We start from the raw sequence: 24777 nt of genomic DNA on the forward strand, positions 1-24777 counted from the left end.
TCACCCGCAACCACCGGTGCAAGAAGATGTCGGCGCTCATGGCCGAGGTGGATGCCTACCTGGAAGCTCGCAACGCGCAGCAGACTTCAAGTCCGCTGCTGCGCGTCGCTCCCTCTCGACGCGCAGCCTGAGACCATTCGAGAATCACGGTTCGTCGTTTAGCTCTCTGCCGGGCCGAATCCTTGGCTCATGGTGGTGTGAAGGGGTTGTACATCCCGGAGATAGTCAATTCCCGCAGCATTATCACCAGATGGATGAATGGGTGCGCGTCACGGAGGGAACTATTGCCTTCACGGGCGTGGCCAATGGCCAAACACTGGAGGCCGTTGCCGGTGATTGTATCGAGATCCCGGCCGGGCACGCCCACTCTGTTCGCGTTGGAGCTTCTGGCGTGAAGTACGACATGTGGACACCCGAGCGGAGCGATGAGGCTTTCATGAAGCGGCTCGCTCGGGGGCCCGCACACGGGGCCGAGCCGAACGAGCAGAAGCTTGCTGTCCTCGTTCAAGCGAACTTCGACATTCCCCGTTGGGTGAACCAGGCTGCGGGCGATCCCCGTGCCCTGCAAGCGCTGGAAGACCTCCTGCACCCGTCCCTGGTGTTTCAGAGAGCCAACGGCACCATCGTGACACTCAGCGAGTACCTTCAGCGCTTCCGGGAACCACCACCCTCGGGCGGGAAGGGCATCTCTGTCCATCGTTGGGGATCGACTGAGCTGAAGCTCCTCGATCTCACGGCGGACAGCGCGGTCGTGTCCATCGTGGTGCATACCGTCGAGACCGACCGGGAATCCTTGATGGGCCGGCCAGGCGCCTACGAGAACATCCGAGCTTTTGTCCTTGAGCAGGGCCGCTGGAAGTGCCGGATGTGGGTCAACTACCCGGTGTCCGGGACTCAAGGTTCGTAATCACTCCCGCTGGCGGCATGCGCCGCAGTGGTTCCGAGGACTCGAAGCTGCGCCGCTGCTCCGTCCGGGGGCTCAGCGTGAACCCTCCGTGGCCTCGCGGTCACGCTGGCGGAGCAGGGCCGCGGCTCGGGTCCGGACGCTGGCCATGGGGTGCTCTCGGGCCGCCTCCTCCAGTGAGGGCACCGCGGCCTCGCCCAGGTCCTTGCGGAGGAAGTCCTGGCAGGTGCCGTGGAACCGGTCACTGACGAGGCATCCGATCGCGTTCTGGATGACGACCGGCGCGTTGCGGTACGCGGCGTCATTGCGCAGCGCCGCCCGGTAGGCCGCCACGCCATCCACCCAGCGGAGGTTGTCGAAGTCGACGTTCCCCTCCAGGTAGCGGACATAGGCGCTTGTCGGGTACTTCGCCGCCAGCTTCTTCAACGCCGCCAGGGCCGCGTCCCGTCGCTGCGCCTTGATCAGCCGGTGGACCTCGTCGATGCCCGGGAGCTGCTCCACGACGGGCTGCCAGGCTGTGGCGCCCGTCGGAGCCTCCGCCGGTGCTTCCTCGCTTGCAGGGGGCTTGGGCGACGGGCTTTCAGGGGACACAGGCGCCGGGCCCGCGGACCTCGAGGCCAACGCCCATCCGCCAAGGCCCACCGCGGCCAGGGAGAGCACGACCGCGCCTCCCACCACCCGGCGCGAGCGGCTCCGGGCGGGCGGGGGCGTCGTGGGGCCAGACCGGATCGTGGCCTCGGACTCCGCGGGAGCCACCGGCAGGGGCTCCGGAGCGCGGGCTTCGGCCTGAAGGTCCACCGGCGTCGCGCGGGGCTGCGCCCGGCCGTTCCGGGTCGCGAGCACTTCCTCCCTGGGACGTGACGGCGTGGGCGCGGAGGAGCGCGGCTCCCCCGAGGCATCGCCTGCCACGGGAGCCACGGAACGCACCGCCGGACCGGCCCCGGCCCCTTCGAGCGCGGCCAGGAACTCCGTGGCGGACTGGAAGCGAGCCCCCGGGGCCTTCTCCATCGCTTTCGCCAGCGTCGCTTCGAGCTCCGCGGAGAAGCCCGCGTCAGGTGCGGCGTCGCGCAACCGGGGCGGAGTCACCTCGCGCTGCATGCGCAGCAGCTCCGCGTTGCTGGTGGCGTTGAAGGGTTTCTTCCCGGTGAGAAGCTCGTAGAGCAGCACGCCGGTGGCGTACAGGTCCGTGGGCGGACCCACCGGCTCGCCGTGGATCTGCTCTGGGGCCATGTAGGACGGAGTCCCGAGCATCATCCCCGACGTGATGCCCGTCACCTCGTCGCGCAACTTGGCGAGCCCGAAGTCGAGGATGCGCACCTGCTCCCCGAGTCCGACGGCGTGGGTGACGATGATGTTCTCGGGCTTGATGTCGCGGTGGATGATGCCCTGGTCGTGCGCATGGGCCAGACCCGCGAGCACCTGCCGCACGGCGCTCAGGGCCCGGGCCGGCTGCAGTGGGCCGTCGCGCAGCAGCGCCCGAAGCGTCTCGCCGGTGACGAAGTCCATCACCATGTACGGCGACTCCTGATCCACGCCGAAGTCGATGACCGACACGCAGCACGGATGGGTGAGGCGGCTCATCGCGCGCGCCTCCACCTGGAAGCGCTTGCGGAAGTCGTCATCGCGCGCCGCCCACGCGTGCAGGAACTTGATGGCGACGGACTTGCCCACCTCCAGCCGTTCGCCCCGGTACACCATGCCCATGCCACCGGCGGCGAGCCGCTCGATGATGCGGTAGCGCTCCTGCAACACCGAGCCGATGCGAAGATCCGTCACGGCCGTGGGCTCATTCATGGGCGCGCAAGATAACAAGTAGCGGCGCGAATCTTCTGCTGACCTGTCGTCGGTTCCTTCACGCACGCGCGGTGAAACGGCCGAGCTACTCGAAGGCGGTGAAGGAGAAGGTCGTCTGGAAATCGACGTCGGCTCCCTTGCTCATGAACGTGGGGGCCGCGGAGCCGCGCAGCACCACGTTGAACTTGCCATCGAGGAAGCGGGGGTAGTCGGCATCCGGAAGCGCTTCGGAGTCGAAATCCACCTCCATCGCCACAGGGCCGCTTCCGCTCGGCTCCGCAAGGTGGCCAGCGGCATAGGTGTTGTTGGACTCATTCATGAGGAAGAGCACCTCCACCCGGCCGTTGAACACCTCGGAGAGCGAGGCCACGCCTACGCTTCCGGCACCCAGCGTCAGGGTGAGGCTCTTCAACTCAACGCGCGAGGGCGACTGGCCATCCAGTTCCCGGCGAGCATCATCCACAAAGACCTTGAAGGGGTTGCCGGACTCGCTCTCGATACTCTTCTGCGAGGTAACGGTGCCGTTGGCGGTGTCCGAGGACTTGGCCTTGAGGTTGATGCCAACGGGGGCCGAAATGGACACCGGATCCCCGCAGCCAATCAGCGGGAGGGTGCACAGCACCAGCAGGAGAAAGCGGTTCACTTCGAGGGCTCTCTTTCAGCGGCACGAGCGCTCCCGGCCCAGAGCGCCACGGGTTGCCGCTTGTGTAGAGAGGACCCTCTGGCGGAGTCGCCGGCCACATGCGCGGGGGAGAGTTCTCCGAACCAGTGGCTTGGACAGCCCAATCGGGTTCGCTCCCCTCTAGGATGTCCGGACATGCCCACCACCACCTTCCGCAACGCCCGCGCCTCGGACCTGCCCACCATCATCCAGTTGCTCGCGAATGACGACATCGCGCGCTCGCGCACCGGTTACGCCGAGGAGGTCACTCCCGCAGTCGATGCCGCGTTCAAGGAAATCACCGCCGACGCGAACAACGAGATCGTCGTGGGCGAGCAGGACGGGCAGGTCATCGCCACGCTCCAGCTCACGTACATCCCGGGCCTGGGCCGCGGCGGGATCCGGCGGGCACTGGTGGAAGAGGTGCGCGTGCGCTCGGACCTGCGTGGGCAGCGCATTGGGGAAGCGCTGATGAATGAGGCGATGGAGCGCGCTCGGGCCCGGGGCTGCACCCTGATTCAGCTCACCACCGACAAGCGGCGCCACGAAGCCCAGCGCTTCTATGCGCGGCTGGGATTCGTGGCGAGCCACGAGGGCATGAAGCGCACGCTCTGAACGACTACTTCAAGGCGGCGGGGTCCATCCAGAAGGACTCCCACTGGTGGCCGTCCAGGTCCTCGAAGCTGCGCTGGTACATGAAGCCCTGGTCCATTTTCTCCTTGGTCTCCTTCGCGCCCGCCGCCAGCGCCTTCTCCACCAGCGAGTCGACCGCGGCACGGCTCTCCGCCGTCAGGGCGATGATGGCCGCGGTGGACGTCTTCGTGTCCGCGATCTCCTTCTTGATGAAGCCCTTGAAGAACGGCTTCACCAGCAGCATCGCGTAGATGTCCTCGCTGATGATCATGCAGGTGGCGTTGGCGTCGGTGAACTGGGGGTTGAACGTGTAGCCCAGCTTCGTGAAGAAACCGACCGCGCGGTCCAGCGACTCGACGGGGAGGTTGACGAAGATCTTGGTGCCCATGGTGCATCTCCTGGCGGAAGAAAGGGGATGAAGTGAACGTCGCCTTCATCCACGCGACGAACCTGCTCCGGTGGGATCGACACCGGATTTATTATTTCCCCGCGCCGCCGCCAACCCGCTGGAATCACAGCACTTTGCCGGGGTTGAGCAGGCCCAGCGGGTCGAGCGCGCTCTTGATCGCCTGGTGCAGGCGCAGCGTCTCCAGCCCCAGCTGCGCGCCCAGGAAACCGCGCTTGAGGGACCCCACGCCGTGCTCGCCCGTGATGGTGCCTCCCAGGGCCAGCGCCGCGTGCAGGATGTCATCGAACGCTTCCTTCGCCCTCGCGAGCGCCTTCGGATCCTTCCGGTCGAAGACGACGGTGGGGTGCATGTTCCCGTCGCCCGCGTGCCCGAACGTCCCGATGAGCACCCCGTGCTTTCCCGCGATGCGCTCCACCGCCGCGAGCAGCTCCGGGATGCGCACGACAGGCACGCCCACGTCATCCAGCAGCGTGGCACCGCGCTGCTCCAGCGCGGGGAAGGCGAAGCGACGGGCGCCCATGAGCAGCTCACCTTCGACTTCGTCGGCGGTGCTCAGCACGGAGGTCGCTCCGGCCCGCTCGCAGGCCGCGACCATCAGCGCCAGCTCCTCTTCTCCCTGCACGCCGCCCGCGTCGGAGCGCGCAATGAGCAGGGCCTCGGCCTCGACGTCCAGGCCCATGGGCTTCCAGGACTCCACGGCGCGCACGGTGGTGCGGTCCATCAGCTCCAGCACGGACGGGCGTGAACGCTCCATGATGTCGCAGACGGCCGTGCCCGCGCTCACGAGCGTGGGGAACGCGGCCACCAGCGTCGTCGCCTTCGACGGCCGGGGCCGGAGCCGCAGCGTCGCCTCGGTGAGGACGCCCAGTGTGCCCTCCGAGCCGATGAAGAGCCGCGTCAGGTCGTAGCCCGCCACGTTCTTCACCGTCCGCCCGCCAGTGCGCACCACGGTGCCGTCCGCGAGCACCGCCTCCAGCCCCAGCACCGCGTCACCCGTCACGCCGTACTTCACGCAGCACAGGCCTCCCGCGTTGGTGGCCAGGTTGCCGCCGATGGAGGAGAACTCCCAGCTCGCGGGATCCGGTGCGTACCAGAGGCCCTGCTCCGCGGCGGCGGCCTTCACCGCGCCGTTGAGCGCACCGGGCTGGACGACGGCCAGCATGCCGCGACGGTCCACCTCCAGGATGCGGTTCATCCGCATGAGTGACAGGACGATGCAGCCGTCGCTCGCGTTCGCGCCACCCGACAGGCCCGAGCCCGCGCCCCGAGGCACCACCGGCACGCGCAGCGCCGTGGCCACGCGGAGCACGGCCTGCACCTCGGACGTGGACGCGGGCCGCACCAGCACCCTCGGCATGCCCGAGGGTGCCCACTCCGCCTGGTCGTGCCGGTGCGCCGCGAGCACGTCCGGATCCGTGATGACCGCCTCCGCTGGCAACACCTCCGCCAGCGCTCGCTCCACGTCGACCGTCATGAAGACCTCCCAGGCTCTGGAACATGAACGCCGGGCCGGCCACCCGTCATCCGTTCCCTGGCTCCCCAGCTTGCCTTGGAGCCGGAGCCGCTTCACCCACAAGGTCCCCCGTAGCGGATGGATTCAGGGGAAGATGGGGCCTGGATGACGACCCGAACAGCCGAGGCGGACCTCATCCAGACCCTGAAGTCCTTCGAAGGCCCGCTGCCCACGCGGCTGGCGAATCCCTTCCATCCAGCGCCTCCCGGCCCCTGGGGGCTGCGTGCGGCGGAGACGCTCCAGCAGCGGCTGCGACAGGAACCCGCGTACACCGAAGCCTTGTGGCGGCCGAGCGGCGGCAAGATGTTCGGCGTGCTGGTGGTCGCGGCGCCCGACGGACGGGTGGGGTTCCTCAGCGCCTTCTCCGGGATGCCGAAAGGTGCGTGGAACGTGGAGGGCTTCGTGCCGCCGCTGTTCGACCCGGTGGCCCGCGACGCGTTCTGGCCCGAGGGAGAGGCGGATCTGGCCGCGCTGGGACATCAGCATGCGGCGCTGTCCCGGGAGGCCGAGATGCTGCGCGCGCAGGGACACGCGCCTTCACTGCGCGACGTGGAGGCGCTCCTGGCGGAAGTGGAGCACGTGCGCGCCGAACGTTCGCGGGCCCTGTGGCGGCAGGTGACCCAGGGATATGTCATTCCCAATGCGCGCGGTGAAACCCAGACATTGGCCTCGCTGTTCGCGCCCAAGCCTCCACCCGGTGGCGCCGGTGACTGCGCGGCGCCCAAGTTGCTGGCGTATGCCTTTCGCAACGGATTGACGCCCCTGGACCTCGCGGAGTTCTGGTGGGGCGCGCCACCGCTCGATGGCCGCAGGGAGTCCGGTGCGTACTACCCGGCATGTGACAACAAATGTGGCACGGTGCTGCCGTACATGTTGCAGGGATTGGACGTGGAGCTGCCGCCTCCCACCGCGCCAGCCGTACCCGAACCGCCCGTCCTCCATGAGGACCCCTGGCTCCTCGTGGTGGACAAGCCCGAGGGGCTGCCCACGCTCCCCGGACGCCATGCGCCCACGCGCGACTCGGTGCTCGTCCGCCTCCAGCCCCGGTTCCCGGAGCTGACCTCCGCCAGCTCCCTCCACGAACTGGACCCCGAGTCCTCCGGCCTCCTCGTCATCGCCCGGGACGCGGAGACCCGCGCCTCGCTCCAGCGCCAGTTCTCCCAGCGCGAGGCGGAGCACCGTCACGTCGCCTGGGTGGACGGCCGCGTGGAGGGAGACTCGGGCCTCATCGACCTGCCGCTGCGCCCGGTGGCCCACGCGTCATTGGAGGACTGCGTGGACGCCCGCCACGGCAAGCGGACCCGGAGCGCGTGGAAGGTCCTCCAGCGCGAGGCGGCCCGGACCCGGGTGGAGTTCGTTCCAACGACCCATCCGGCCCACACGTTGCGTATCCATGCAGCGCATCGCCTGGGGCTGGGACTGCCCATCGCCGGGGACGCGCGCTTTGGACGAGAGGACGCGCGGCTGATGCTCCATGCCGACGCGCTGACCTTCGTGCATCCACGCACGGGCGAGCGTCTGTTATTCACCTCGCCCGCGCCGTTTTGAAGTCTGGCGGCGTGAATTGTTTGATCAATTCAAAGGCTCGCGGCGACCAAGGGAAAAGGAAGGGCGGGAAGGCCCTTCATGAACAGACACCCCTACCTTGGAGAGGAATCCCATGGCCTACGCACGCAAGAACTCCGGCTCGAAGTCCATCATCGCGGGCCTGCTGCTGGCCGCGACGGCGCTCACCGGCTGCGGAGAGGACGACATCAAGCGCAAGTACCAGGGGACGTACGAACTGGATCTCCAACTCGACACCGGCGCGAAGGTGGCCGAGGGCGACCTGGACGTGGGCTTCAGCGTCTACAACGACGATGAAGCCATCATCTCGATGAACCAGCTGCTGTGCACCCTCTCCGCCAGCTACATGGGGAAGGTCGCCGGGCCCGGTGCGGAAGGCGGCGAGGTGGAGTTCGAGCTGCTGCGCGACGTGCGCCCGGATCAGATCCTCGCGTGCCCCGTGCCCGCGGAGTTGGGAGAGAACCTCTGGCTGCAGTTCCGCTTGGGCACGGGTCGCGTGGAGAACCAGCAGCTGACCATCGACTACTCCGGAACGGTGCAGCGGGGCACCCGGGAGGAGCTCGCGGCGGGCGGCGGCACGCGCGTGGGGTCCTTCGGCTACACGTTCCTGGGCAATGAGGTGGCGCTGCCCTGATGCACTCCCGTCGTCCACCGCGCGACACCGGGTGTGGCGGGCCCCAGCGGCTTTCCACATCCGGTCCTCGTCGCGGCGGACGTCGGATGCCATGCATTGACCCCTCCCGTCAGGTGCTTGCGCGATTCCTGCGTTGCGCGCATACCCTGGCTTTCGCGAAGTGGGGGGCAGGGGTCGTGCTCGAACTCAATCTGGAAGCCGAAGCCTGGATGCCCTTGTCGGGCGATGCGGAGCGCCACGCGCTGGACCATTCGTGGCCCTCCTCGGAAGAGGGCTGCGTGCGCTTCGTCGTGGGCGAGGACTTCTTCCGCCTGGAGCACGACGTCCGCCTGGAGCTCTACCGCGAGCTGGCGGAGCGGATGCTCGGCGTGTTCCGCGAGCTCACCCCGCTCGGCGGCTGGCTCTACGCGTTGGATCCGCAGCACCCCTGCTACCGCCTCCACCCGCACGTCCGCTTCGAGACCGGCGCGACGCTGGAGGAGATGACCGGGCTCTACACGCGCGAACACATGGAGCGCGTGGAGCGCGGCATCCACCCGCCGTCGTTCGAACCGCGCTGGGCCATGGACGTCCACCCGGCGGGGGACCCGGAGCACCTCTTCGCGCCGCCGGACTTCCACTTCGTCTTCGCCGCGCGCTACCGCGTGGGCAACTTCGACGGGCTGGAGGCCCCGGGCCGAGGCCCCATCGAGACGGAGACCTACGAGCTGCTGGGACACCGCCTCATCGCCGCCGTGGAACGGAACCCGCCGGCGCTCTTTCAGCGCGCGCGCAGGTTGGGTCCTGACGACTGAGGGGAAGCCGGAACGTCAGGCCGGCCGGGGCACGGTGCGCGGGCGGGGCTCACCCTCGTAGTAGAGGTTGGCGCGCCCCTCGCCGTAGACGACCAGCACCCGGTCGTTCTCCTCCAGGAGCCCCGACGTCTTCTGCGTGACCTTGCGGACCAGCGTGTCGAGCTGTGCCGGACCCTGCTTGCTGCTGGCCCGGACCGTGACGACTGGCATTCGGTGTTCCGCTCCTGGTGACCTCCCGCGACGGCAGGAAGGGCGTTGCGTGTCATAGCCAAGGGAACACTTCGTTGACAAGTGCGCGCTGCCACGGTGGATAGAGGTCATGCTCCACCTCGCTCGCGCATTGCTGGTTGTTTCGCTTGCCCTGGTCTCCACCACCGCCGCCGCGCAGTCGCGCGAAGCCCTGGACCTGCGGGGCCACGTGTCGCCCACGCCCGCCTGGCTGCCCCGGGGCATCTTCCTGGGCACTCAAATCAACAACGGCGCAATCATCCCCAACCTGCGCATCCAGTGGGAGTTCACCATCTTCCAGGACCGCAAGGACGCGTGGATCGCCGTCCTGGAGGGTGGGGTGGGGTGGGCGGCGTCGTTGCCCGACAGCGCGCTGGCGGACCGGAACCTCTACCTGCCGGTGTCCTCCTACTACGAGCACACGGCGCAGCTGGGATTCGGCTACCGCAACCACCTGCCGGGCAAGGCCCACTGGGGCTTCCAGGTGACGGGCGGCCCCACCTTCTACGGCGCCCACTTCACCACCCAGCCCCCGGACCGCCGCGTCGCGGGCACCGTCCAGGGCCGCGTCCAGATTGGCTACCAGCTGCCGCGCGACGTGGGCGTGGGCCTGGCCCTGAGCTACGCGGAGCCCTTCGGCCTGAAGAACCGCAGCTTCGCGCGTGACTTCGTGGGTGGCGTTAACATCGGATTTTTCGCGGATTGGCGGTAGGGGCGCGGTACACTCCATGAGCGAGAGCGGCCCCGCCTGCCGGTGCGGGTAGGGCGCCGCTTCCACGTCCATGGCCGAGCTGCTCAGTGCCCACGTCGCGCGCTACCTGCGCAACCGCGAGGAGTTCGAACGGGGACTCCCGGCGGGTCTCCTCCTCTTCACGCCTCCCCTGGGCGCGGTGACCCCTTCCGACCTGGAGGAGTACCCCGTGCGGACGGTGACCAACGCCGGTCCTCCGACGCTCGGTCAGGACGAACCCATCGTCTTCCCGCTGCTCAAGTCCCAGGGCAACGCCTTCGGCCGGGGCATCACCGTGGGGCGCACCAGCAACAACGACGTCGTCCTGGATGACGGCAGTGTGTCCCGGTTTCACGCGTGGTTTTCCCGGGACGCGGGGGATACCGCTTTTCGGCTGACGGATGCGGGCTCGAAGAACGGCTCGTACGTGGTCGGGAGCCGGCTGTTGGCTCGCAAACCCAGGGCGTTGGAGGACGGGATGCGGCTGCGCTTCGGCCAGGTGGAGGTCAGCTTCTACACGGCCGGAGGCTTCGCGCGCCTGCTGTCGGTGCGGCTACAATCCTGAAGTCTTGCCACGTCTTCGGCGGCCTGCATAACGTGCGGAGTCACCCTCTAGGCACGGATGGGAGCGTTCGCGGTGGCCTTGACCACAGAAGCCTTCGGGCTGACCGATGTCGGCCGGAAACGGCAACACAACGAAGACGCGATGATGGTGGACGCGTCGCTCGGCCTGTTCATGGTCGCCGATGGCATGGGCGGACACGCCGCGGGTGAAGTCGCCAGCGCGCGGGCCACGGAGGTCGTCAAGCAGCACATCGCGGCCAACCGGCACCTGCTCAAGGACCTGGCGCAGAACCCCACGGCGGACAGCCGCTCCGCCGCGGCCGCGCTCGTGGAGGTGGCGGTGCAGCGCGCGTGCGCGGACATCTACCGCACGGCGATGACGGACGCCTCCAAGCGAGGCATGGGCACCACGTTCGTGTGCCTGGCCGTGGGCGGCAACAAGGGCGTCATCGGCCACGTGGGCGACAGCCGCGTGTACCTGGTGCGGCACGGGCAGTGTCACCGGCTCACCGAGGACCACACGCTCGTCGCCGCGCAGCTCAAGGCCGGCACCATCACCAAGGAGCAGGCCGCCACCTCGCAGTACCGCAACGTCATCACCCGCGCGGTGGGCATCCAGGAGTCCGTCCAGGTCGACACGCTCATCGTGGACCTGATGCCGGGCGACGTGTTCCTCCTCTGTTCGGACGGCCTGCACGGCTACGTCGAGGACGAGGAGATCCTCCCCCTGGTCGCGGGGCTGCAGCCCGGGGACCTGCCGCGCAAGTTCGTGGAGATCGCCAACGAGCGCGGCGGCAAGGACAACATCACCGCGGTGGTGGTGAAGGTGGCCGGCGACAGCGCGGCGCTCGCCAGCGAGGAGACGAGCGAGGCGCAGTCGCGCATGGAGGCGCTGCGGAAGATCCCGCTCTTCCGCCACCTCACGTACAAGGAGCAGACGGCGGTGTTGTCCATCGCCACCACGCGCACCTACCCGGCGGGTCGGGAGATTGTGGTGGAGGGGCAGCCGGGCGAGGAGCTCTTCGTCGTCATCCGGGGCCGGGTGGCCATCGAGAAGAACGGCGTGGAGATCGCGGAGCTGCGCTCGGGCGGTCACTTCGGCGAGATGGGCCTCATCGACAACGCGCCCCGCTCCGCCACCGTGCGCGCCACGGAGCCCACGCGGACCATGGTCATCGCCCGCTCTGACTTGATGGGGCTGATGAAGCGCGAGGCCATCCTGGCGGTGAAGATGCTCTGGAGCTTCGTGCAGGTGCTGAGCGACCGGCTGCGCGCCACCAACTCGGAGTTGAGTGAGGCCCGGCAGGAGCTGGCGGTGGCGCAGGCCATCCAGCCGTTCGCGGAGGACTGAGCGGGAACTCCACCGACCCCCGGGGCGTCTTCAAGAGGACGCTCTGGAATTTCCCGGGGGAAACCGTCGTTGGGGGGCCGGCCTGGGAGTAAGGTCCCGGCCGCGTACACATGCGCAAATGGGTCTTCATCGCGGTGGCTGCCGTGCTGGCGCTCGCCGCCATCGTGCTGGGGCCCCGGTGGGGTACTCCGGCCGCGCGCCCCGTCTCGCCCGTCTCCGCCAGTTCCATCCGCCAGGGGATGCCCGCCTTCAACGCGGTGGCGGTGTCGTCTGGTTCGCAGGAGGGGCTGACGCTCACCGGGCGAGTGCTGGACGGCAACGGCCGGCCTGTGGCGGACGCGGAGGTGTCGCTCGCGGCTTCGGCGGAGCGGACGCTGGCGGACGTGCGCTGCGACGAGTGCGGACTGGCGCTGCTGGCCTGCACCGCGCACGAGACGGCGCTGCACACGCGGGCCTTCTTCGAACAGCAGCAGGGCTTCCTCACGGCGCGCGCCACGGTGCGTACGGACGCGGAGGGGAAGTTCCGCTTCGAGCACCTGGCGGGCGTGTCCTTCACGGTGTGGGCGCGCTCGGCGGGACTGGGCGTGGCGCTCAAGGACCGCGCCGCGCCGGGGGAGGCGGTGGAGCTGTACCTGCCGCCCTTGCGGAGCATCACCGGCACGGTGGTGGATGACTCCGGCCATGCGAGGCCCGGGGCGCGCGTGCGCGCGGTGTCGCGCAAGGTGCCGTTGCCCTTCGAGGCCGTGGCGGGCGCGGGCGGGGCCTTCACGTTGTCGGGCCTGGGCGAGGGCCCCTTCTACGTGCTCGCGGACGCGGAGGGATTCCAGCCCGCGGTGGCGCAGCACGTGGAGGCGGACTCGCAGCCTCTGCGCCTGAAGCTGACGCCTTCGCGCACGCTGGAGGTGCGCGTGCTGCGCGACGGGGCGCCCGCGGCGGCGACGGTGCGCTTGCGTGGCGACCACCTGACGCGCGAGGAGCACACGGAGGCGCAGGGCGGGCCGGTGCGCTTCAACGGCCTGTACCCGGATGAGGTGGTGGTGACGGCGGAGGCGCCGGGCTTCGGCTCCGCGCCCCAGACGCTCACGCTGTCGCAGCGGGTGACGCAGGTGACGCTGGTGCTGGAGGCCGCGGGCCGGTTGCTCGTCACGATTGTCGACGAGGAGGGCCAGCCGGTGCCCAACCCGCAGCTGCTGCTGCGCACGGTGGCGGGCGACCTCATCCGCCGCGACGCGGTGCCCACCGGTGCCCTGGCGGAGCTGGGGCCGCTGGCGCCGGGCGAGTACGTGCTGGAGGGGCAGGCGGAGGGCTTCACCGCGGCGCAGCTGCCCGCGCGCGTGGCGCCGGGAGAGACGCCGCTGGAGTTGGAGCTGGCGAAGGCCACGGTCATCAGCGGGCAGGTCATCGACGAGTACGGCCGGCCCGCGGCGGGAGTGTCCGTGCTGGTGCAGCCCACGGGCGGCGTGGTGAACGCGGGCGAGGATGGCCACTTCACTGCGCAGGTGCCCATGCCGGGGCTCTACACGCTGCACGCGCACCACTCGGAATGGGGTGGCGGCAGCGTGCAGGCGTCAGCGCCCGCGACGGATGTGACGCTGTCGCTGGAGGCGAAGGCCGGCGCGGACGTGACGGTCACGAGCGGCGGCCGGCGGGTCGAGGGCGCGGACGTGACGATGTGGGCGGATCCGGAGAACATCTTCCGCAGCGACCGCCCCTCCGGGCCGGACGGCGTGGTGCCCATGCGGGGCCTGCCGCCGGGCACGTACCAACTGGTGGCGTCGCATCCGGAGTACCTGCCGTCGAGCCCCAAGTCGGTGACGGTGCAGGACGGTGGGAAGCAGCAGGTGACGGTGGAGCTGGAGGCGGGCGCGCAGCTGACGGGCGACGTGGTGGACGAGGACGGCCAGCCGGTGGTGGGCGCGGCGATGAGCGTGGCGCCGCGCGTGGCGGAGCCGACGCAGTCGGATTCAAGCGGCCACTTCGAGTTCCGCGCGCTGCGGCCGGACCGCACCTACGTGGTGGAGGCGCGCCACGCGAGCTACGAGCCGATGGAGCGGCCGCAGGGCAAGCCGGGCGGGCCGCCGGTGCAGGTGAAGATGCGCCGGCGCACGACATTTCGGGGCCGCGTGGTGGATGACTCGGGCCAGCCGGTGCGCCGCTTCCGGATGGACGAACACGACGTGAACAGCCCGGATGGCCGCTTCGAACTGCCGCTGTCCACGGCGGGGGACCGGCTCATCGTGGCGGTGGATGCGGCGGGGTACGAGCCGCAGGTGGTGGACCGCCCCGCGACGCCGCAGGACATGGGCGACATCGTGCTGGTGAAGGCGCCGTCAGTGTCCGGGCGGGTGCGGGATGCGTCGGGTGGTGCGGTGCCGGACGCGGTGGTGACGTGCGACGTGTGCGACGGGTCGGTGCTGTCCGGGCCGGATGGCAACTTCACGTTGGCGAGCCCGCCCTTCGTGCCGCGCTTCACGCTGTCCGCGCGCAAGGGCAAGGTGAGCGGCACGCAGGAGGTGCCGCGAGGCAGCACTGCGCCGGTGGAGTTGACCCTCAAGCCCGCGACGCACCTGAAGGGCCGGGTGTACCTGGCGGACGGGAAGCCCGCGGCGGGCGCGCAGGTGGAGGGGCTCAACGCGGACCGCAGCGAGTCGGTGTCGCTCATCACCGGCGCGGATGGCAGCTACAGCGCGGACCTGTCGCCGGGCAACTACCGCTTCGTGGTGGGCGGGCGTGGTGCGGGCCAGCCGGCGGTGGTGGTGCAGGTGGCGGGCGCGGACATGACATTGGACCTGGGCCCGGTGCCGGGGACGGGCTCCGTGACGGTGTTGATCCAGCCGGAGCGGGGCAAGGCGCTGTGGGTGGTACCGGGGGAGGTGGGCTCGGTGGGCAATCCGCCCACGGAGCTGTTGCGCTCGAGCTTCGCGCAGCTGGTGTACCAGCCCATGTCGGAGCGGGTGGTGGTGCAGGGGCTGCGGCCGGGCAGGTACACGCTGGTGTGGGGCTACTTCCACGCGGAGATGCCCGGGTCGGGCCCGGTGGTGCGCTCGGTGGACGTTCCCACCCAGGGCGAGGTGTCCCTGCGGTAGTCGTGTTGCGACCGGGCTGGCTGGCGCGTAATGAAGCCGCATGGACGCATCCGCATTGAAGGGTCGCCGGATCATCGTCGGCGTGGGTGGCGGTATCGCGGCGTACAAGGCCTGCGAGCTGGTGCGTGAATTGGGCCGCGCGGGAGCGGACGTGCGGGTGGCCATGACAGAGGCCGCACGCCAGTTCGTCACCCCGCTGACCTTCCAGGCGCTCGTGGGGCACCCGCCGCTCACGGACTACTTCGACCCGGCGCAGGAGGGGAACTTCGGCCACCTGGACCTGGCCCGCTGGGGCGAGCTCTACGTGGTGGCGCCCGCGACGGCGGACCTGATCGCGAAGATTCGCGCGGGCTTCGGCGGGGACGCGGTGACGACGTCGCTGCTGGCGTTCAAGGGGCCAGTGGTGCTGGCACCCGCGATGAACGTGGCCATGTGGGAGAACACCCGGACGCAGGAGAACGTGGAGTCACTGCTGAAGGAAGCGCGCTTCAGCACGGTGGGGCCGGGCGCGGGGATGCTGGCGTGTGGAGACGTGGGCGCGGGGCGGTTGGCGGACGTGGGCGCCATCGTGTCCGCGGTGGCGGCGCGGCTGGGAGGCGGTCCGCTCACGGGCAAGACGGTGCTGGTGACGGCGGGCCCCACGCGCGAGTACCTGGATCCGGTGCGGTTCATCTCCAATCCGTCCACGGGGAAGATGGGCATGGCGCTGGCGCACGAGGCGCGGGCGTTGGGCGCGAAGGTGACGGTGGTGTTGGGCCCGGTGGGCGCGGTGGACCGCACGGGCCTGGAGGTGGTGGACGTGGTGAGCGCGGAGGACATGGCGCGCGAGGTGCTGTCGCGAGTGGAGTCCGCGGACGCGTTCATTGCTACTGCGGCGGTGAGCGACTGGAGGCCGGAGGCGCGCGCGCCGCAGAAGGTGAAGAAGGGCGAGGGCCCGGAGAACCTGAAGCTGGTGCGTACGCCGGATGTGCTGCTGGAGGCGTCTCGGAAGGTGGCGGGGAAGGCGAAGCGGCCGGTGCTGGTGGGCTTCGCGGCGGAGACGGAGCGGGTGGTGGAGCACGCGCGCGAGAAGCTGGAGCGCAAGGGGCTGGACGCCATCGTCGCCAACGACGTCACCGCGGAGGGCGCGGGGTTCGGGACGGACACGAACCGGGTGACGGTGATTTCGCGCAGTGGCCCGGACCGGGAGCTGCAGGGAAGCAAGCGCGCGGTGGCGGGGGAGATCCTGTCTCTGTTGCTCGTGTCACCGCACGGCTGAGCGTTTCGGTGTCATCAGCCGCAGCATGAGGCGCGCGAAGGCGTTGGGCGGCTGGATGCGGGTGTTCTGGAAGGCAGTGAAGAACCAGACGCCCTCACGCTTCACTGCGACCATGGTCTGGATGGAGCGGCGTCCCTTGGGAGCCTTGCGCTGCCAGCGCAGCTTGATGACGCCTTCGGTGTGGATCAGCGCTACGTCGGTCGCGAGGAAGCGCAGGGACTTCACCTCGCCGTCGAGCGTGGAGCCTCGGAGGATACCGTCGAAGAGGGCCTGGTGGGCTTCGGCGTTGGCCTGCCGTCCCTTGATGTGGCTGCCATCGAAGGCAACGTAGTCCACGTCCTCCGTGAAGCAGGCGGCATATGCCTGGGCGTCGCCCTGGTTCCCGCACTCGTAGAGCCGCTGCATGCGCTCTCGGATGGCGGCGGCTTCGTTGAAGGTGACGGAAGACATGTGGGCCTCGCTTTCTGCGCCCATGACTACGGCCTCTGGGACTCTCTCCACCAGTGATGGTCCATGATGGTTAGAATCACAGCTGTGAATCTCTCCGCCATCGATCTCAACCTGTTCCTCGTGCTGCACGCGGTGCTGGAGTCCGGCAGCGCGACCGGTGCGGCGCGGGAGCTTCATGTCACGCAGTCAGCGGTGAGCAATGCGCTGGCCCGGCTGCGTGATGTGTTGGGCGACCCGCTGGTGGTGCGCAGCGGGCGAGGGCTGGTGCCGACGCCCCGGTGTGAGGAATTGCGGCCGTTCGTCGCGTCCGCCGTGGCCCAGCTTCAGCTGGCGTTGGAGGGAGGCCAGGGTTTCAAGCCGGAGACATGCACGCGGACCTTCACCGTGGCGGGTGCTGACCACCACGGAGTCTCCGACGTGCCGATGCTCGCTGCGCTGTTCGCGAAGCGTCTGCCTGCCGCACTCCTGCGCGTTGTGAGCATCGATTACCTCGTGGAGCGGGATGGCCTCACCACAGGATTGGTGGATGTGGCGCTGGGGCCACCCGAGGCCACGGGGCCTGGGTGCCACGCCGAACCGCTGTACACGGATGACGCCGTGTTGCTCGTGCGCCGCGACCATCCGCGCATCCGGGGCAAGACGCTGACGAAGGCGCTCTACAACACGTCGAAACACATCGACCTGCACCTCGCGGAAGGCCGTCCGGGCATCGGACACCAGCAGCACGCGCGCATCCTCAAGGAGTACGGGCTCACGCGGGAGGTGGGGCTCGCCGTCCCGCACTTCTTCGCGGCGGCGATGGCGGCGGCCCGCTCCGACTTGATCGCGGGAGTGCCCCGCCGCGTCGCCAAGGCCTTCTGCGACATGCTGCCCCTGCGCACGGTGGAGATGCCCTTTCCCTCCCCGCGCATGACCAAGTCCCTCATCTGGCACACCCGGACGGATGCGGACCCGGGGGCACGCTACTTCCGCTCGCTCGTGGTCGAAGCGCTCAGGGAATGACTTTGCGGTGGCGGTAGTCCTCGAAGACCTCGCGGAACATCGTCTCTGTTTCGATGTGCCCCGGGAACCCGTGGCGGCGCGCCTTGGATGGGTCCGCGAGGAAGTCGAAGTTCAAGGAGAACACCCCTTGGGCATGCCGCCAGGGGTTGATGTCCGTGTACGGATGGGGCGCGAGCCCGTGCTTCGCCACCATCCTGTCCCAGAGCGGAGCCTTGTCCGCCATCACGTCGACCAGGGACATGGGCAGGGGAGGGGCCACCTCCAGGTCGAACATGCGGGCGATCTTCGGCCACATCTCGCTCCACCTGAACTGGTCTCCATTGTTGATGTTAAAAGCCTGGTTGGCTGCCTTCGGGCTTGTCGCCGCCCACAGCATGGCGTGCGCCAGCAGCCTCGCGTCCGTGACATCCATGAGGATGTCGTACGCGGACGGCGGCCCGGGGAAGCGCAGCGGAAGGCCCAGTTCCTTCGACATGGACGCGTATACCGAGATGGCCAGGCCCGCGTTCATCGGCGTGCCCATCGCGTAGCCCACCACGACGGATGGGCGGAGCGCGGACCACGTCCACGCCTTGCCCTGCTGCCGTTGCTCCAGGAAGTCCTGCTGCTCCACATTGAACTCGGGAGGCATGTGGTGAGCATCCGTCTCCCGGGCAGGCGTCTTGAACGGTCCCAGGTGCGCGCCGTAGACCTTGTAGCCCTGCATCAGGTTGATGTGCTGGAGGTTCCTGGCGACAGGCTCCACCGCGTTCACCACGTTGACGAGCATGGCGACGTTCGGCGCCACCAGCTCCGCGGGCGTGGGCCGGTCCTGGTAGGCGGCGTAGAAGATGTGCGTCACCTGCGTCAGGCCGCTCAGCTTCTCGCGGCTGTCGGCCGCGTCGAGCAGGTCCACGGAGATGAAGCGCACACCCGCACGTCCTTCGCCTCCGCGCCGCGACAGGCCGATGACCTCCCAGCCGCCGAGCGACTCCAGATGTTCGATGAGGTTGAGGCCAGCGATTCCGTTGGCCCCGACGACCAGGGCCACGTTCTTGGGGGAAGACATGGGGTTCTCCATGCGGCCCCAGGTGGATCCGTTTCCGGGCCGCACGGGTCTAGTATCCGCGTGCCCTGTCACGAGGTAGAGCCGCCCCGGGCACAAGGCTTGTGAGTTCAATTCAATGGCGCGTCTGGAAATCAATCGCTCTGGAGAGATGGAGGTCTTCGTCCGTGTCGTGGAGCAGGAGGGGTTCTCAGCCGCGGCGCGCACGTTGCGGATGACGCCGTCGGCGGTCAGCAAGCTCGTCGCGCGGCTGGAAGCCCGCCTGGGTGCGCGGCTCATCCACCGAAACACCCGGGGCTTCCAGCTCACCTCCGAGGGCTGCGTCTTCTACGAGCGAAGCGTGCAGGTGCTCGCGGAACTGGAGGCCGCCGAGCGCGGTGTCACGTCGCATGACGCACCCTCGGGCCGCGTGCGCGTGAACACCAACGTGCCGTACGGCACGCACGTCCTCCTGCCTCAGGTGCCGGCGTTCCAGGCCCGCTATCCGGACATCCGCCTGGACATCGGGCTCACGGACCACATAGTGGACCTGCTGGAGGATCGCGCGGACGTGGCCATCCGTGCGGGCCCGCTCAAATCGTCCAACCTCGTCGCGCGAAGGCTGGGCGAGACGCGCAAGGTCATCGTGGGGTCACCGGCGTACCTGAAACGCATGGGCACGCCGAAGTCAGCCGCGGACCTGGAGCGGCATGCGCGCATGGGAGCCAGTCACACGCCCGCGTTGGAGCACTGGCCTGTCTTGGAACGTGGCGCCACTGTGAACGTGCCCGTCTCCGGAACCCTGTTCGCGAGCGACGGCGAAGCGCTGCGGCACCTGTCGCTCACGGGGGCAGGACTCGCTCGAATCGCAGCCTTCCAGGTGCGCGACGACCTCAAGGCCGGACGGCTCAGTGCGGTGCTGGAGGATCGCAACCCGGGAGACACCGTCGCCTTCCTCGCGGTGTTCCTTGAGCCTACGAAGCACCTCCCGGCGCGCATTCGGGCGTTCCTGGACTACTTCGCCGAAGTGGGCATGGGCTGAGCTGGGTAAGGCCTTACTCCTCCATTGGACCGCTGCTCAGCCAGAATGCGCGGTTGCCGCTGTGCAGTGCCTTCTCCAGAAACTCGCCGAAAGATGATGCAACAGGCACCAGCTCGGGGAACGTCTCGTGCCACGCGTCGAAGAGGGGATAGCGGCCAGCCTCGCTCCGTGCCACGTCCAGGACGAGGTAGTCGGAGTCCTGCATATCCACCAGCGTGTAGAGGGATGCTGCTCCGGCCTCGTCCCTGTCTTTGCCTCGGATGGCGACGCGCGCTCGCATGATTTGCGCTAGCGGCAGAATGCGGAAGCGAGTGTCCGGCGACGAAACGAAGAGATCACACCCGTCGCAATGCAAGTAGAAGGCACGCAGGTCCTCATCCAGCTTCCACCCCAAGCGCGCCTCGAAGTCAGAGACCTGTGCGAGCGTGGCTGGAGGGCGAGGGAAGTGGAGTCGGGAGGCTTCGGCCAGCAGGCTGTCCATGGACACGGCAGTTCCTCAATCCACGTACGGCCGCGCGGGGCCCGGTGTGAGCCACTTGCCGCCAGGCGCGTAGCAAGCGGGGTATTCGTCGTTGAAGACCTGATGTACGTCCTGCGGCACGGGGAGCACATTTCCAGGCGCCACTGGAGGGCCTCCGTGTGCCAGGTCGAAGATGTGATGGCCCTGCCAGTTCGCCCCGTTCGTTGTCGGCCACTCTCCGAATTCGGAGGCCCAGTCGCGGCGGAAGCTCTCTCGGGCGTTCTTCCACTTCTCCCTCAGCTGTCGGCCATTCGACACGGTCGGGTAGTCACAGCAGCAGTGGGTGATGGCCAGACGCCCACCTGCCTCCGCAGGCATGAACAGGTAGCGTCCCTGCCAATCCCCCTTGATGTCGGCCAGCCACATGCAGCCCATCAGGACATGACCCTGGGCTGAGCACTTCGACTCGCAGCGGGACATGAACTCCGCGTTGCACTGCCAGGGCCCGTAATAGATGGTCGTCCTGAGTTGCCCTCCGTCTGGTGTCCGGACGATGGGGCTCACCCATTTCGCCATGGCGGGCCTGCCCCCTGCGGAGACAGTTGCTGAGCCACATCCGGTGGAGACAAGGACGATGGCTGCAAGAGCGGCATGTCGAATGGGCGGAATTGCAATCACGACGGCGCGTGATAGCGCAGCAAGAGCCTGTCCGCCAAACGGGCACACTACAGTTCCTATTCTTCTAACGGTCCGTCGCTCAGCCAGAACGAGCGGTTACCGCTGCGCAGCGCCTTCTCCAGGAACTCCTCGAAGGACGCCGCGATCCGTGGAGCCTCGTCTGGATACGTCTCGTGGAACGCGTCGAGTAGGGGGTAGCAGCCGTTCACTGGCGTGGCCACGTCCAGGATGACGAAGTTGGTGTCCTGCATGTCCACCAGTGTGAAATGCGACGGAGACCCGTCCACGTCCTCTTCGCTGCCTCGGATGGCAACGCTGGCTCGCTCGATGCGCTCCAACGGCAGCAGGTGGTAGTTCACGTCCGGGAGTGGGGCGAAGAGCGTTGCCCCGTTGCAGTGCAGATAGAAGGATCGCAGGTCCTCATCCAACTTCCAGCCCATGCGTGCTTCGAAGGCCGCAACCTGCAGGAGCGTGGCGGGCGGACGGGGGTAATGGAGTTGCGAGACTTCGGCGAGCAGGCTCTTCATGGACATGGTCACTCCTGAGTCCGAGACCCGCAGCTACTTCTCAACCGTGGGCAGGAGCTGACCGAAGCCCGTTGCCGCGACCTGTCCCGGCACTGCATCCACGCCGTGGAGGAAGGTGTACTGCTCCACGTGCACGGCCTCGTGGTAGTCGGGCGATTCACCCTCGGCTGCCCAGTTCACGCGATCCATGCGGATGAGCCGCGATGAGTACGGCAGCAGCGTCGATGGATCCGTCACCAGCTCCAACTCCAGCCGTGCGTAGCGGCCCTGCGTGTCATCCTTCTGGCCCACGGGCTCGCGCACGACGTGCAGCCTCGCGCATTTGGGCTCAGGCACGGAGTCGGAGCAGGGCACGCCGACGTCCAATTGCTGGCGGTCCTCCGCGGGCACCTCTTCGGAACTCTTGCGCCCGGTGCCCACGGCGATCGTCGATTCGATGACCTCCAGCTTCCCCGGCTTGAAACGCCCGTCATGCCAGCTGCCCACCCACTGGTTCCACCGGTCGCGGGCGTCCCGCTCCAAGCCATTCGTGAGCGCCTTCGTCATCTGGGCTTTCTTCCGGGGGCTGAGCGGCAGCGCCTCCAGCAACTCCAGGCCGGGTCCGTCCTCCAGCGAATCAATCCCCTGGAAGTCTCCCTGCGCGTCGATGATGGATGTGGCCAGGGGCTCCACGAAGGCAGGGAAGGGGGCCTCCGTCACCTCCACATCGTGAATGCCCAGTCGCCGGGCGCCCTGCGCATCCGCGGGGCCCAGCGTCAACGTGAAGCGACGCTGCGCTGTCCTTCGGTCGCTCCAGTCCGTGCGCACGTCCACCGTGTGGACGACCCGCATGATGGATTGCTCTGGCCAACCATAACGCAGCGACACCAGGTCCCGGCTCAACAGGCCGCCCATCGTGGCGCAGCCCATGACACTGGAAGACAGGACGATGATGAAGAGCCACGGGCGCGCGAAGGAAGCCATGTCCCGCCACGATAACAATGCCAGCCTGTCCGCGCGGCACGGCGTGACGCCCGGGCCGCGCGGACCGGACACTCAGGCCGTAGCCACCGTCGCACCGCGCCGCAGGCCCGCGTACTCCAGCGCCGCGAACACCGCGACCGCCAGCGCCTGCGCCATGACGAACGCCACCCCCAGGCCCGTGGGCGTCGTGGGCCCGTGCGTCAGCAGCAGCACGCTGTCCACCACCCACGTCACGTTCATCGCGACCACGCACCACACCGGCCAGGCGGGCAGGGTGGCCCGCGACGCCAGGTACACCAGCAGCAGCGCGAAGGGGACCAGCCCCAGCCCCGCCGGGCGCAGGATGGCCGGATCCAGGCCCGTCAGCGCCCCGAGCGGCTCCGCGGCCAGCGCCCCCAACAGGCCCGTCGCCCCGCTGGCGACTCCGTCCAGCAGCAGCACGCGGCGCAACAGGCTTCCCGACACGTTCGTCTTGCTCATTGCACACGTTCCCTTCAGTGGAATGGATGAAACGGTGCACAAGATGCGAGGCCGGGCGCGCGGCGTCGATTACCTCCGAGGGAATGGAAGCGATGACGTGCGCCCCCTATCTTCCCCGCCATGACGAGCCTTCAGCAGAGCCGCCCCGTGGGAGAACTGCTGCGCGGCTGGCGTCAGCGGCGCGGGCTGAGCCAGATGGACCTCGCGTTGCGCGCGGAGGTCTCCACCCGTCACGTGAGCTTCCTGGAGACCGGCCGCTCCCAGCCGAGCCGCGACATGCTGCTGCACCTGGCGGAGGAACTGGACGTGCCCCTGCGCGACCGCAACAGCCTGCTCGTCGCCGCGGGCTTCGCGCCCGTCTTCGCCGAACGCCCCCTGGACGACCCCGCCCTCAGCGCCACTCGCGAGGCCGTGGAACTGGTGCTCGCGGGCCATGAGCCGTACCCCGCGCTGGCGGTGGACCGGCACTGGACGCTCGTCACGGCGAACCGCGCCGTGGGCATCCTGATGGAGGGCCTGGCGCCGGAGGTCCTGGAGCCCCCCATCAACGTCCTGCGCCTGAGCCTGCACCCCCAGGGGCTGGCCTCCCGCATCGACAACCTGCGCCAGTGGCGCGACCACGTCCTCCACCGCCTGGCCCGGCAGGTGGACGTCTCCGGGGATGCCACGCTCGCGGCGCTGCTGGAGGAGTTGCGCGGCTACCCGGTGCCGGAGCCCGCACCGGACGCGAAGGCGCGCGACTTCGCGGGCGTGGTGGTGCCGCTGCGCATCCGCACGTCGCTGGGGACGCTGTCGTTCTTCGGCACCATCACCGTGTTCGGCACGCCCGTGGACATCACGCTCGCGGAGCTGGCCATCGAGTCGTTCTTCCCCGCGGACCCGGAGACGGCCGAGGCGCTGAGACGGGCCGCCACGGAGCGGGCCCGCCAGGACACCTGAAGCCGTTACGGCTTCACGCGCACCGTGCGCAGCGCCGTGCCCCAGGACACGACCTGATCCAGCAGCGTGTTCACCTGCTTCTCCTTGGCCGGGTCCGGCTTGAAGACGGTGTAGTGCTCGAAGTCGGTGGAGAGGAACAGCTGCACCTGCGCGCGCACCGTGGCCATCTGCAGCTCCGCGGCGACCAGGCGCAGTTGCTCCACCGCGCGCACGCCGCCCGCGCTTCCGTAGCCCACGAAGCCGGCGGCCTTGTTGTTCCACTCCTTGTAGACGTAATCGAGAGCGTTCTTCAGCGCGCCGGACGTGCCGTGGTTGTACTCGGGCGTGACGAACACGTACGCGTCGTAGCCCTCCACCGCCGCGCTCCACTTCTGCGTGTGGGCTTGAGTGTACTTGCCCATGGACGGCGGCGTGGGCTCGTCCAGCAGGGGCAGGTTGAAGTCCTGGATGTCGACGATCTCGTACGTGGCGTCGCTGCGCTTCTTCGCGATGTCGTGGACCCAGGCCGCGACCTTGTCCGCCTTGCGTCCGGGCCGCGTGCTTCCGACGACGATGGCCACCTTGATCATGTGCGAGGAACTCCTGGGAAAAGGGCGTGGAACCAGCGTCCGCCATCTTCCCCAGGTCCGCCCGGTGGCCAAGGGCGTTACGCCGGGGGTGTGTCCTGATTCGACCAGAGCCCGGGGTCTCCGCCCGGAAGGTGGCGCAAGCCCCGACCCTGGGCTAAGCGTACAGGCAACTTCCCCGGCTGCTTCCTTGCACCGGGACGGTCCCTCCGATACCGATCCACCACCGTGAACGACGACACGCCTGATTCCATGCAGGAGCTGGCCGACGTGCTCCAGGACGTGCGCCGCCACCTGCTCTGGCAGGAGGAGACCGCGGGCCGCTCGATCCTCGTCGACGCGAAGGTCGCCGCCGAGCTCCAGCAGCAGCGCGCCGCCGCCTCGTCCGTGCGCACGATGATCGCCCGGACCAAGGCCCCCGAGCCGGCCGCCGCACCCACGCCTCCCCGGCCCCCGGCGGAGTCCCCGTCGCGCGACACGCTGCACGCCGCGATGAAGCAGCCCCTGGGCGCTCCCCGTCC

General features: G+C 68.8%; 26 protein-coding genes and 1 pseudogene. 14 read left to right on the forward strand and 13 right to left on the reverse strand.

Features of this window, described 5'->3' with window-relative positions:
• Positions 1-16: 16 nt before the first annotated feature.
• Positions 17-907, forward strand: coding sequence for a cupin domain-containing protein (locus D7V77_RS25385; RefSeq protein WP_120578882.1), 891 nt, complete (start codon positions 17-19; stop codon positions 905-907).
• Positions 908-979: 72 nt separating this feature from the next.
• Here D7V77_RS25385 and D7V77_RS25390 read toward each other — a convergent pair whose 3' ends face one another.
• Positions 980-2698 carry a serine/threonine-protein kinase gene (locus D7V77_RS25390; RefSeq protein ID WP_120578883.1) on the reverse strand — a complete coding sequence of 573 codons (1719 nt, stop codon included), beginning with the start codon at positions 2696-2698 and terminating at the stop codon, positions 980-982.
• An 85-nt stretch (positions 2699-2783) separates the two neighbouring features.
• Positions 2784-3341 carry a hypothetical protein gene (locus D7V77_RS25395; RefSeq protein WP_120578884.1) on the reverse strand — a complete coding sequence of 186 codons (558 nt, stop codon included), beginning with the start codon at positions 3339-3341 and terminating at the stop codon, positions 2784-2786.
• 174 nt (positions 3342-3515) lie between these two features.
• Between D7V77_RS25395 and D7V77_RS25400 the strand changes: the two genes are divergently transcribed.
• A complete protein-coding gene (locus tag D7V77_RS25400; protein WP_120578885.1) occupies positions 3516-3974 on the forward strand; it encodes a GNAT family N-acetyltransferase in 459 nt (152 codons plus the stop codon).
• Between the two features lie 4 nt (positions 3975-3978).
• Here the strand turns inward: D7V77_RS25400 and D7V77_RS25405 are convergent, their stop codons facing one another.
• Both D7V77_RS25405 and D7V77_RS25410 read right to left on the reverse strand, forming a co-directional pair.
• Complete coding sequence (locus D7V77_RS25405) at positions 3979-4380, reverse strand: VOC family protein (protein WP_120578886.1); 402 nt, start codon at positions 4378-4380, stop codon at positions 3979-3981.
• A 124-nt stretch (positions 4381-4504) separates the two neighbouring features.
• Complete coding sequence (locus D7V77_RS25410) at positions 4505-5875, reverse strand: FAD-binding oxidoreductase (protein WP_120578887.1); 1371 nt, start codon at positions 5873-5875, stop codon at positions 4505-4507.
• A 144-nt stretch (positions 5876-6019) separates the two neighbouring features.
• On the opposite strand from D7V77_RS25410, the gene D7V77_RS25415 reads away from it, so the two are divergent.
• The 3 genes from D7V77_RS25415 (at position 6020) to D7V77_RS25425 (ending at position 8908) form a co-directional block, all read left to right on the forward strand.
• On the forward strand, positions 6020-7462 hold the full coding sequence (locus D7V77_RS25415) for an RluA family pseudouridine synthase (RefSeq protein WP_120578888.1): 1443 nt from the start codon (positions 6020-6022) through the stop codon (positions 7460-7462).
• Between the two features lie 112 nt (positions 7463-7574).
• Positions 7575-8114 carry a hypothetical protein gene (locus D7V77_RS25420; protein ID WP_120578889.1) on the forward strand — a complete coding sequence of 180 codons (540 nt, stop codon included), beginning with the start codon at positions 7575-7577 and terminating at the stop codon, positions 8112-8114.
• Between the two features lie 176 nt (positions 8115-8290).
• Positions 8291-8908 (forward strand): DUF2716 domain-containing protein, encoded by a 618-nt coding sequence (locus D7V77_RS25425; RefSeq protein ID WP_158624493.1) that lies wholly within the window; start codon positions 8291-8293, stop codon positions 8906-8908.
• A gap of 15 nt (positions 8909-8923) precedes the next feature.
• Here the strand turns inward: D7V77_RS25425 and D7V77_RS25430 are convergent, their stop codons facing one another.
• Positions 8924-9118: a hypothetical protein gene (locus D7V77_RS25430; RefSeq protein ID WP_120578891.1), complete on the reverse strand. Its 195-nt coding sequence runs from the start codon at positions 9116-9118 to the stop codon at positions 8924-8926.
• 109 nt (positions 9119-9227) lie between these two features.
• Between D7V77_RS25430 and D7V77_RS25435 the strand changes: the two genes are divergently transcribed.
• From D7V77_RS25435 to coaBC, 5 genes are all read left to right on the forward strand, one after another.
• Positions 9228-9848 carry a hypothetical protein gene (locus D7V77_RS25435; protein WP_120578892.1) on the forward strand — a complete coding sequence of 207 codons (621 nt, stop codon included), beginning with the start codon at positions 9228-9230 and terminating at the stop codon, positions 9846-9848.
• 70 nt (positions 9849-9918) lie between these two features.
• A complete protein-coding gene (locus D7V77_RS25440) occupies positions 9919-10431 on the forward strand; it encodes an FHA domain-containing protein (protein WP_120578893.1) in 513 nt (170 codons plus the stop codon).
• A gap of 57 nt (positions 10432-10488) precedes the next feature.
• Entirely contained in the window at positions 10489-11781 is a 1293-nt protein-coding gene (locus tag D7V77_RS25445) for a Stp1/IreP family PP2C-type Ser/Thr phosphatase (RefSeq protein ID WP_120562662.1), read from the forward strand.
• A gap of 110 nt (positions 11782-11891) precedes the next feature.
• Positions 11892-14867, forward strand: a complete 2976-nt coding sequence (locus D7V77_RS25450) for a carboxypeptidase regulatory-like domain-containing protein (RefSeq protein ID WP_120578894.1) — start codon at positions 11892-11894, stop codon at positions 14865-14867.
• A gap of 40 nt (positions 14868-14907) precedes the next feature.
• Positions 14908-16125: a bifunctional phosphopantothenoylcysteine decarboxylase/phosphopantothenate--cysteine ligase CoaBC gene (gene coaBC / locus D7V77_RS25455; RefSeq protein ID WP_120578895.1), complete on the forward strand. Its 1218-nt coding sequence runs from the start codon at positions 14908-14910 to the stop codon at positions 16123-16125.
• Here coaBC and D7V77_RS25460 read toward each other — a convergent pair.
• A complete protein-coding gene (locus D7V77_RS25460; protein WP_120578904.1) occupies positions 16111-16575 on the reverse strand; it encodes an SgcJ/EcaC family oxidoreductase in 465 nt (154 codons plus the stop codon). The two genes, coaBC and D7V77_RS25460, sit on opposite strands and share 15 nt — an antisense overlap.
• 84 nt (positions 16576-16659) lie before the next feature.
• Here D7V77_RS25460 and D7V77_RS25465 point away from each other — a divergent pair, with 84 nt between their 5' ends.
• Positions 16660-17577: a LysR family transcriptional regulator gene (locus tag D7V77_RS25465; RefSeq protein ID WP_233597222.1), complete on the forward strand. Its 918-nt coding sequence runs from the start codon at positions 16660-16662 to the stop codon at positions 17575-17577.
• On the opposite strand, the gene D7V77_RS25470 is transcribed toward D7V77_RS25465, so the two are convergent.
• Entirely contained in the window at positions 17567-18625 is a 1059-nt protein-coding gene (locus tag D7V77_RS25470; RefSeq protein WP_120578905.1) for an SDR family oxidoreductase, read from the reverse strand. The genes D7V77_RS25465 and D7V77_RS25470 overlap by 11 nt on opposite strands.
• A 115-nt stretch (positions 18626-18740) precedes the next feature.
• Between D7V77_RS25470 and D7V77_RS25475 the strand changes: the two genes are divergently transcribed.
• Positions 18741-19643, forward strand: a complete 903-nt coding sequence (locus tag D7V77_RS25475) for a LysR family transcriptional regulator (RefSeq protein WP_120578897.1) — start codon at positions 18741-18743, stop codon at positions 19641-19643.
• 13 nt (positions 19644-19656) lie between these two features.
• Here D7V77_RS25475 and D7V77_RS25480 read toward each other — a convergent pair whose 3' ends face one another.
• The 5 genes from D7V77_RS25480 to D7V77_RS25500 form a co-directional block, all read right to left on the reverse strand.
• Complete coding sequence (locus D7V77_RS25480) at positions 19657-20124, reverse strand: SMI1/KNR4 family protein (protein WP_120578906.1); 468 nt, start codon at positions 20122-20124, stop codon at positions 19657-19659.
• A gap of 15 nt (positions 20125-20139) precedes the next feature.
• Positions 20140-20679 (reverse strand): hypothetical protein, encoded by a 540-nt coding sequence (locus D7V77_RS25485; protein WP_233597223.1) that lies wholly within the window; start codon positions 20677-20679, stop codon positions 20140-20142.
• Positions 20680-20837: 158 nt separating this feature from the next.
• The gene (locus D7V77_RS25490) at positions 20838-21314 is read right to left on the reverse strand and encodes an SMI1/KNR4 family protein (RefSeq protein ID WP_120578899.1); all 477 of its coding nucleotides are present in this window, start codon (positions 21312-21314) and stop codon (positions 20838-20840) included.
• A gap of 27 nt (positions 21315-21341) precedes the next feature.
• Positions 21342-22271, reverse strand: a complete 930-nt coding sequence (locus tag D7V77_RS25495; protein ID WP_120578900.1) for a hypothetical protein — start codon at positions 22269-22271, stop codon at positions 21342-21344.
• Positions 22272-22343: 72 nt separating this feature from the next.
• Positions 22344-22751, reverse strand: a complete 408-nt coding sequence (locus tag D7V77_RS25500; RefSeq protein WP_120578901.1) for a hypothetical protein — start codon at positions 22749-22751, stop codon at positions 22344-22346.
• Between the two features lie 147 nt (positions 22752-22898).
• On the opposite strand from D7V77_RS25500, the gene D7V77_RS25505 reads away from it, so the two are divergent.
• On the forward strand, positions 22899-23690 hold the full coding sequence (locus D7V77_RS25505) for a helix-turn-helix domain-containing protein (RefSeq protein WP_304485879.1): 792 nt from the start codon (positions 22899-22901) through the stop codon (positions 23688-23690).
• 5 nt (positions 23691-23695) lie between these two features.
• Here the strand turns inward: D7V77_RS25505 and D7V77_RS25510 are convergent, their stop codons facing one another.
• Positions 23696-24259: an NADPH-dependent FMN reductase gene (locus D7V77_RS25510; RefSeq protein ID WP_120578903.1), complete on the reverse strand. Its 564-nt coding sequence runs from the start codon at positions 24257-24259 to the stop codon at positions 23696-23698.
• Between the two features lie 225 nt (positions 24260-24484).
• Here D7V77_RS25510 and D7V77_RS25515 point away from each other — a divergent pair.
• Positions 24485-24777 (forward strand): annotated as a pseudogene (locus tag D7V77_RS25515) (uracil-DNA glycosylase); the annotation flags it as partial.

It is taken from the genome of Corallococcus sp. CA041A, from assembly GCF_003612075.1.
Taxonomy (GTDB): domain Bacteria; phylum Myxococcota; class Myxococcia; order Myxococcales; family Myxococcaceae; genus Corallococcus; species Corallococcus exiguus.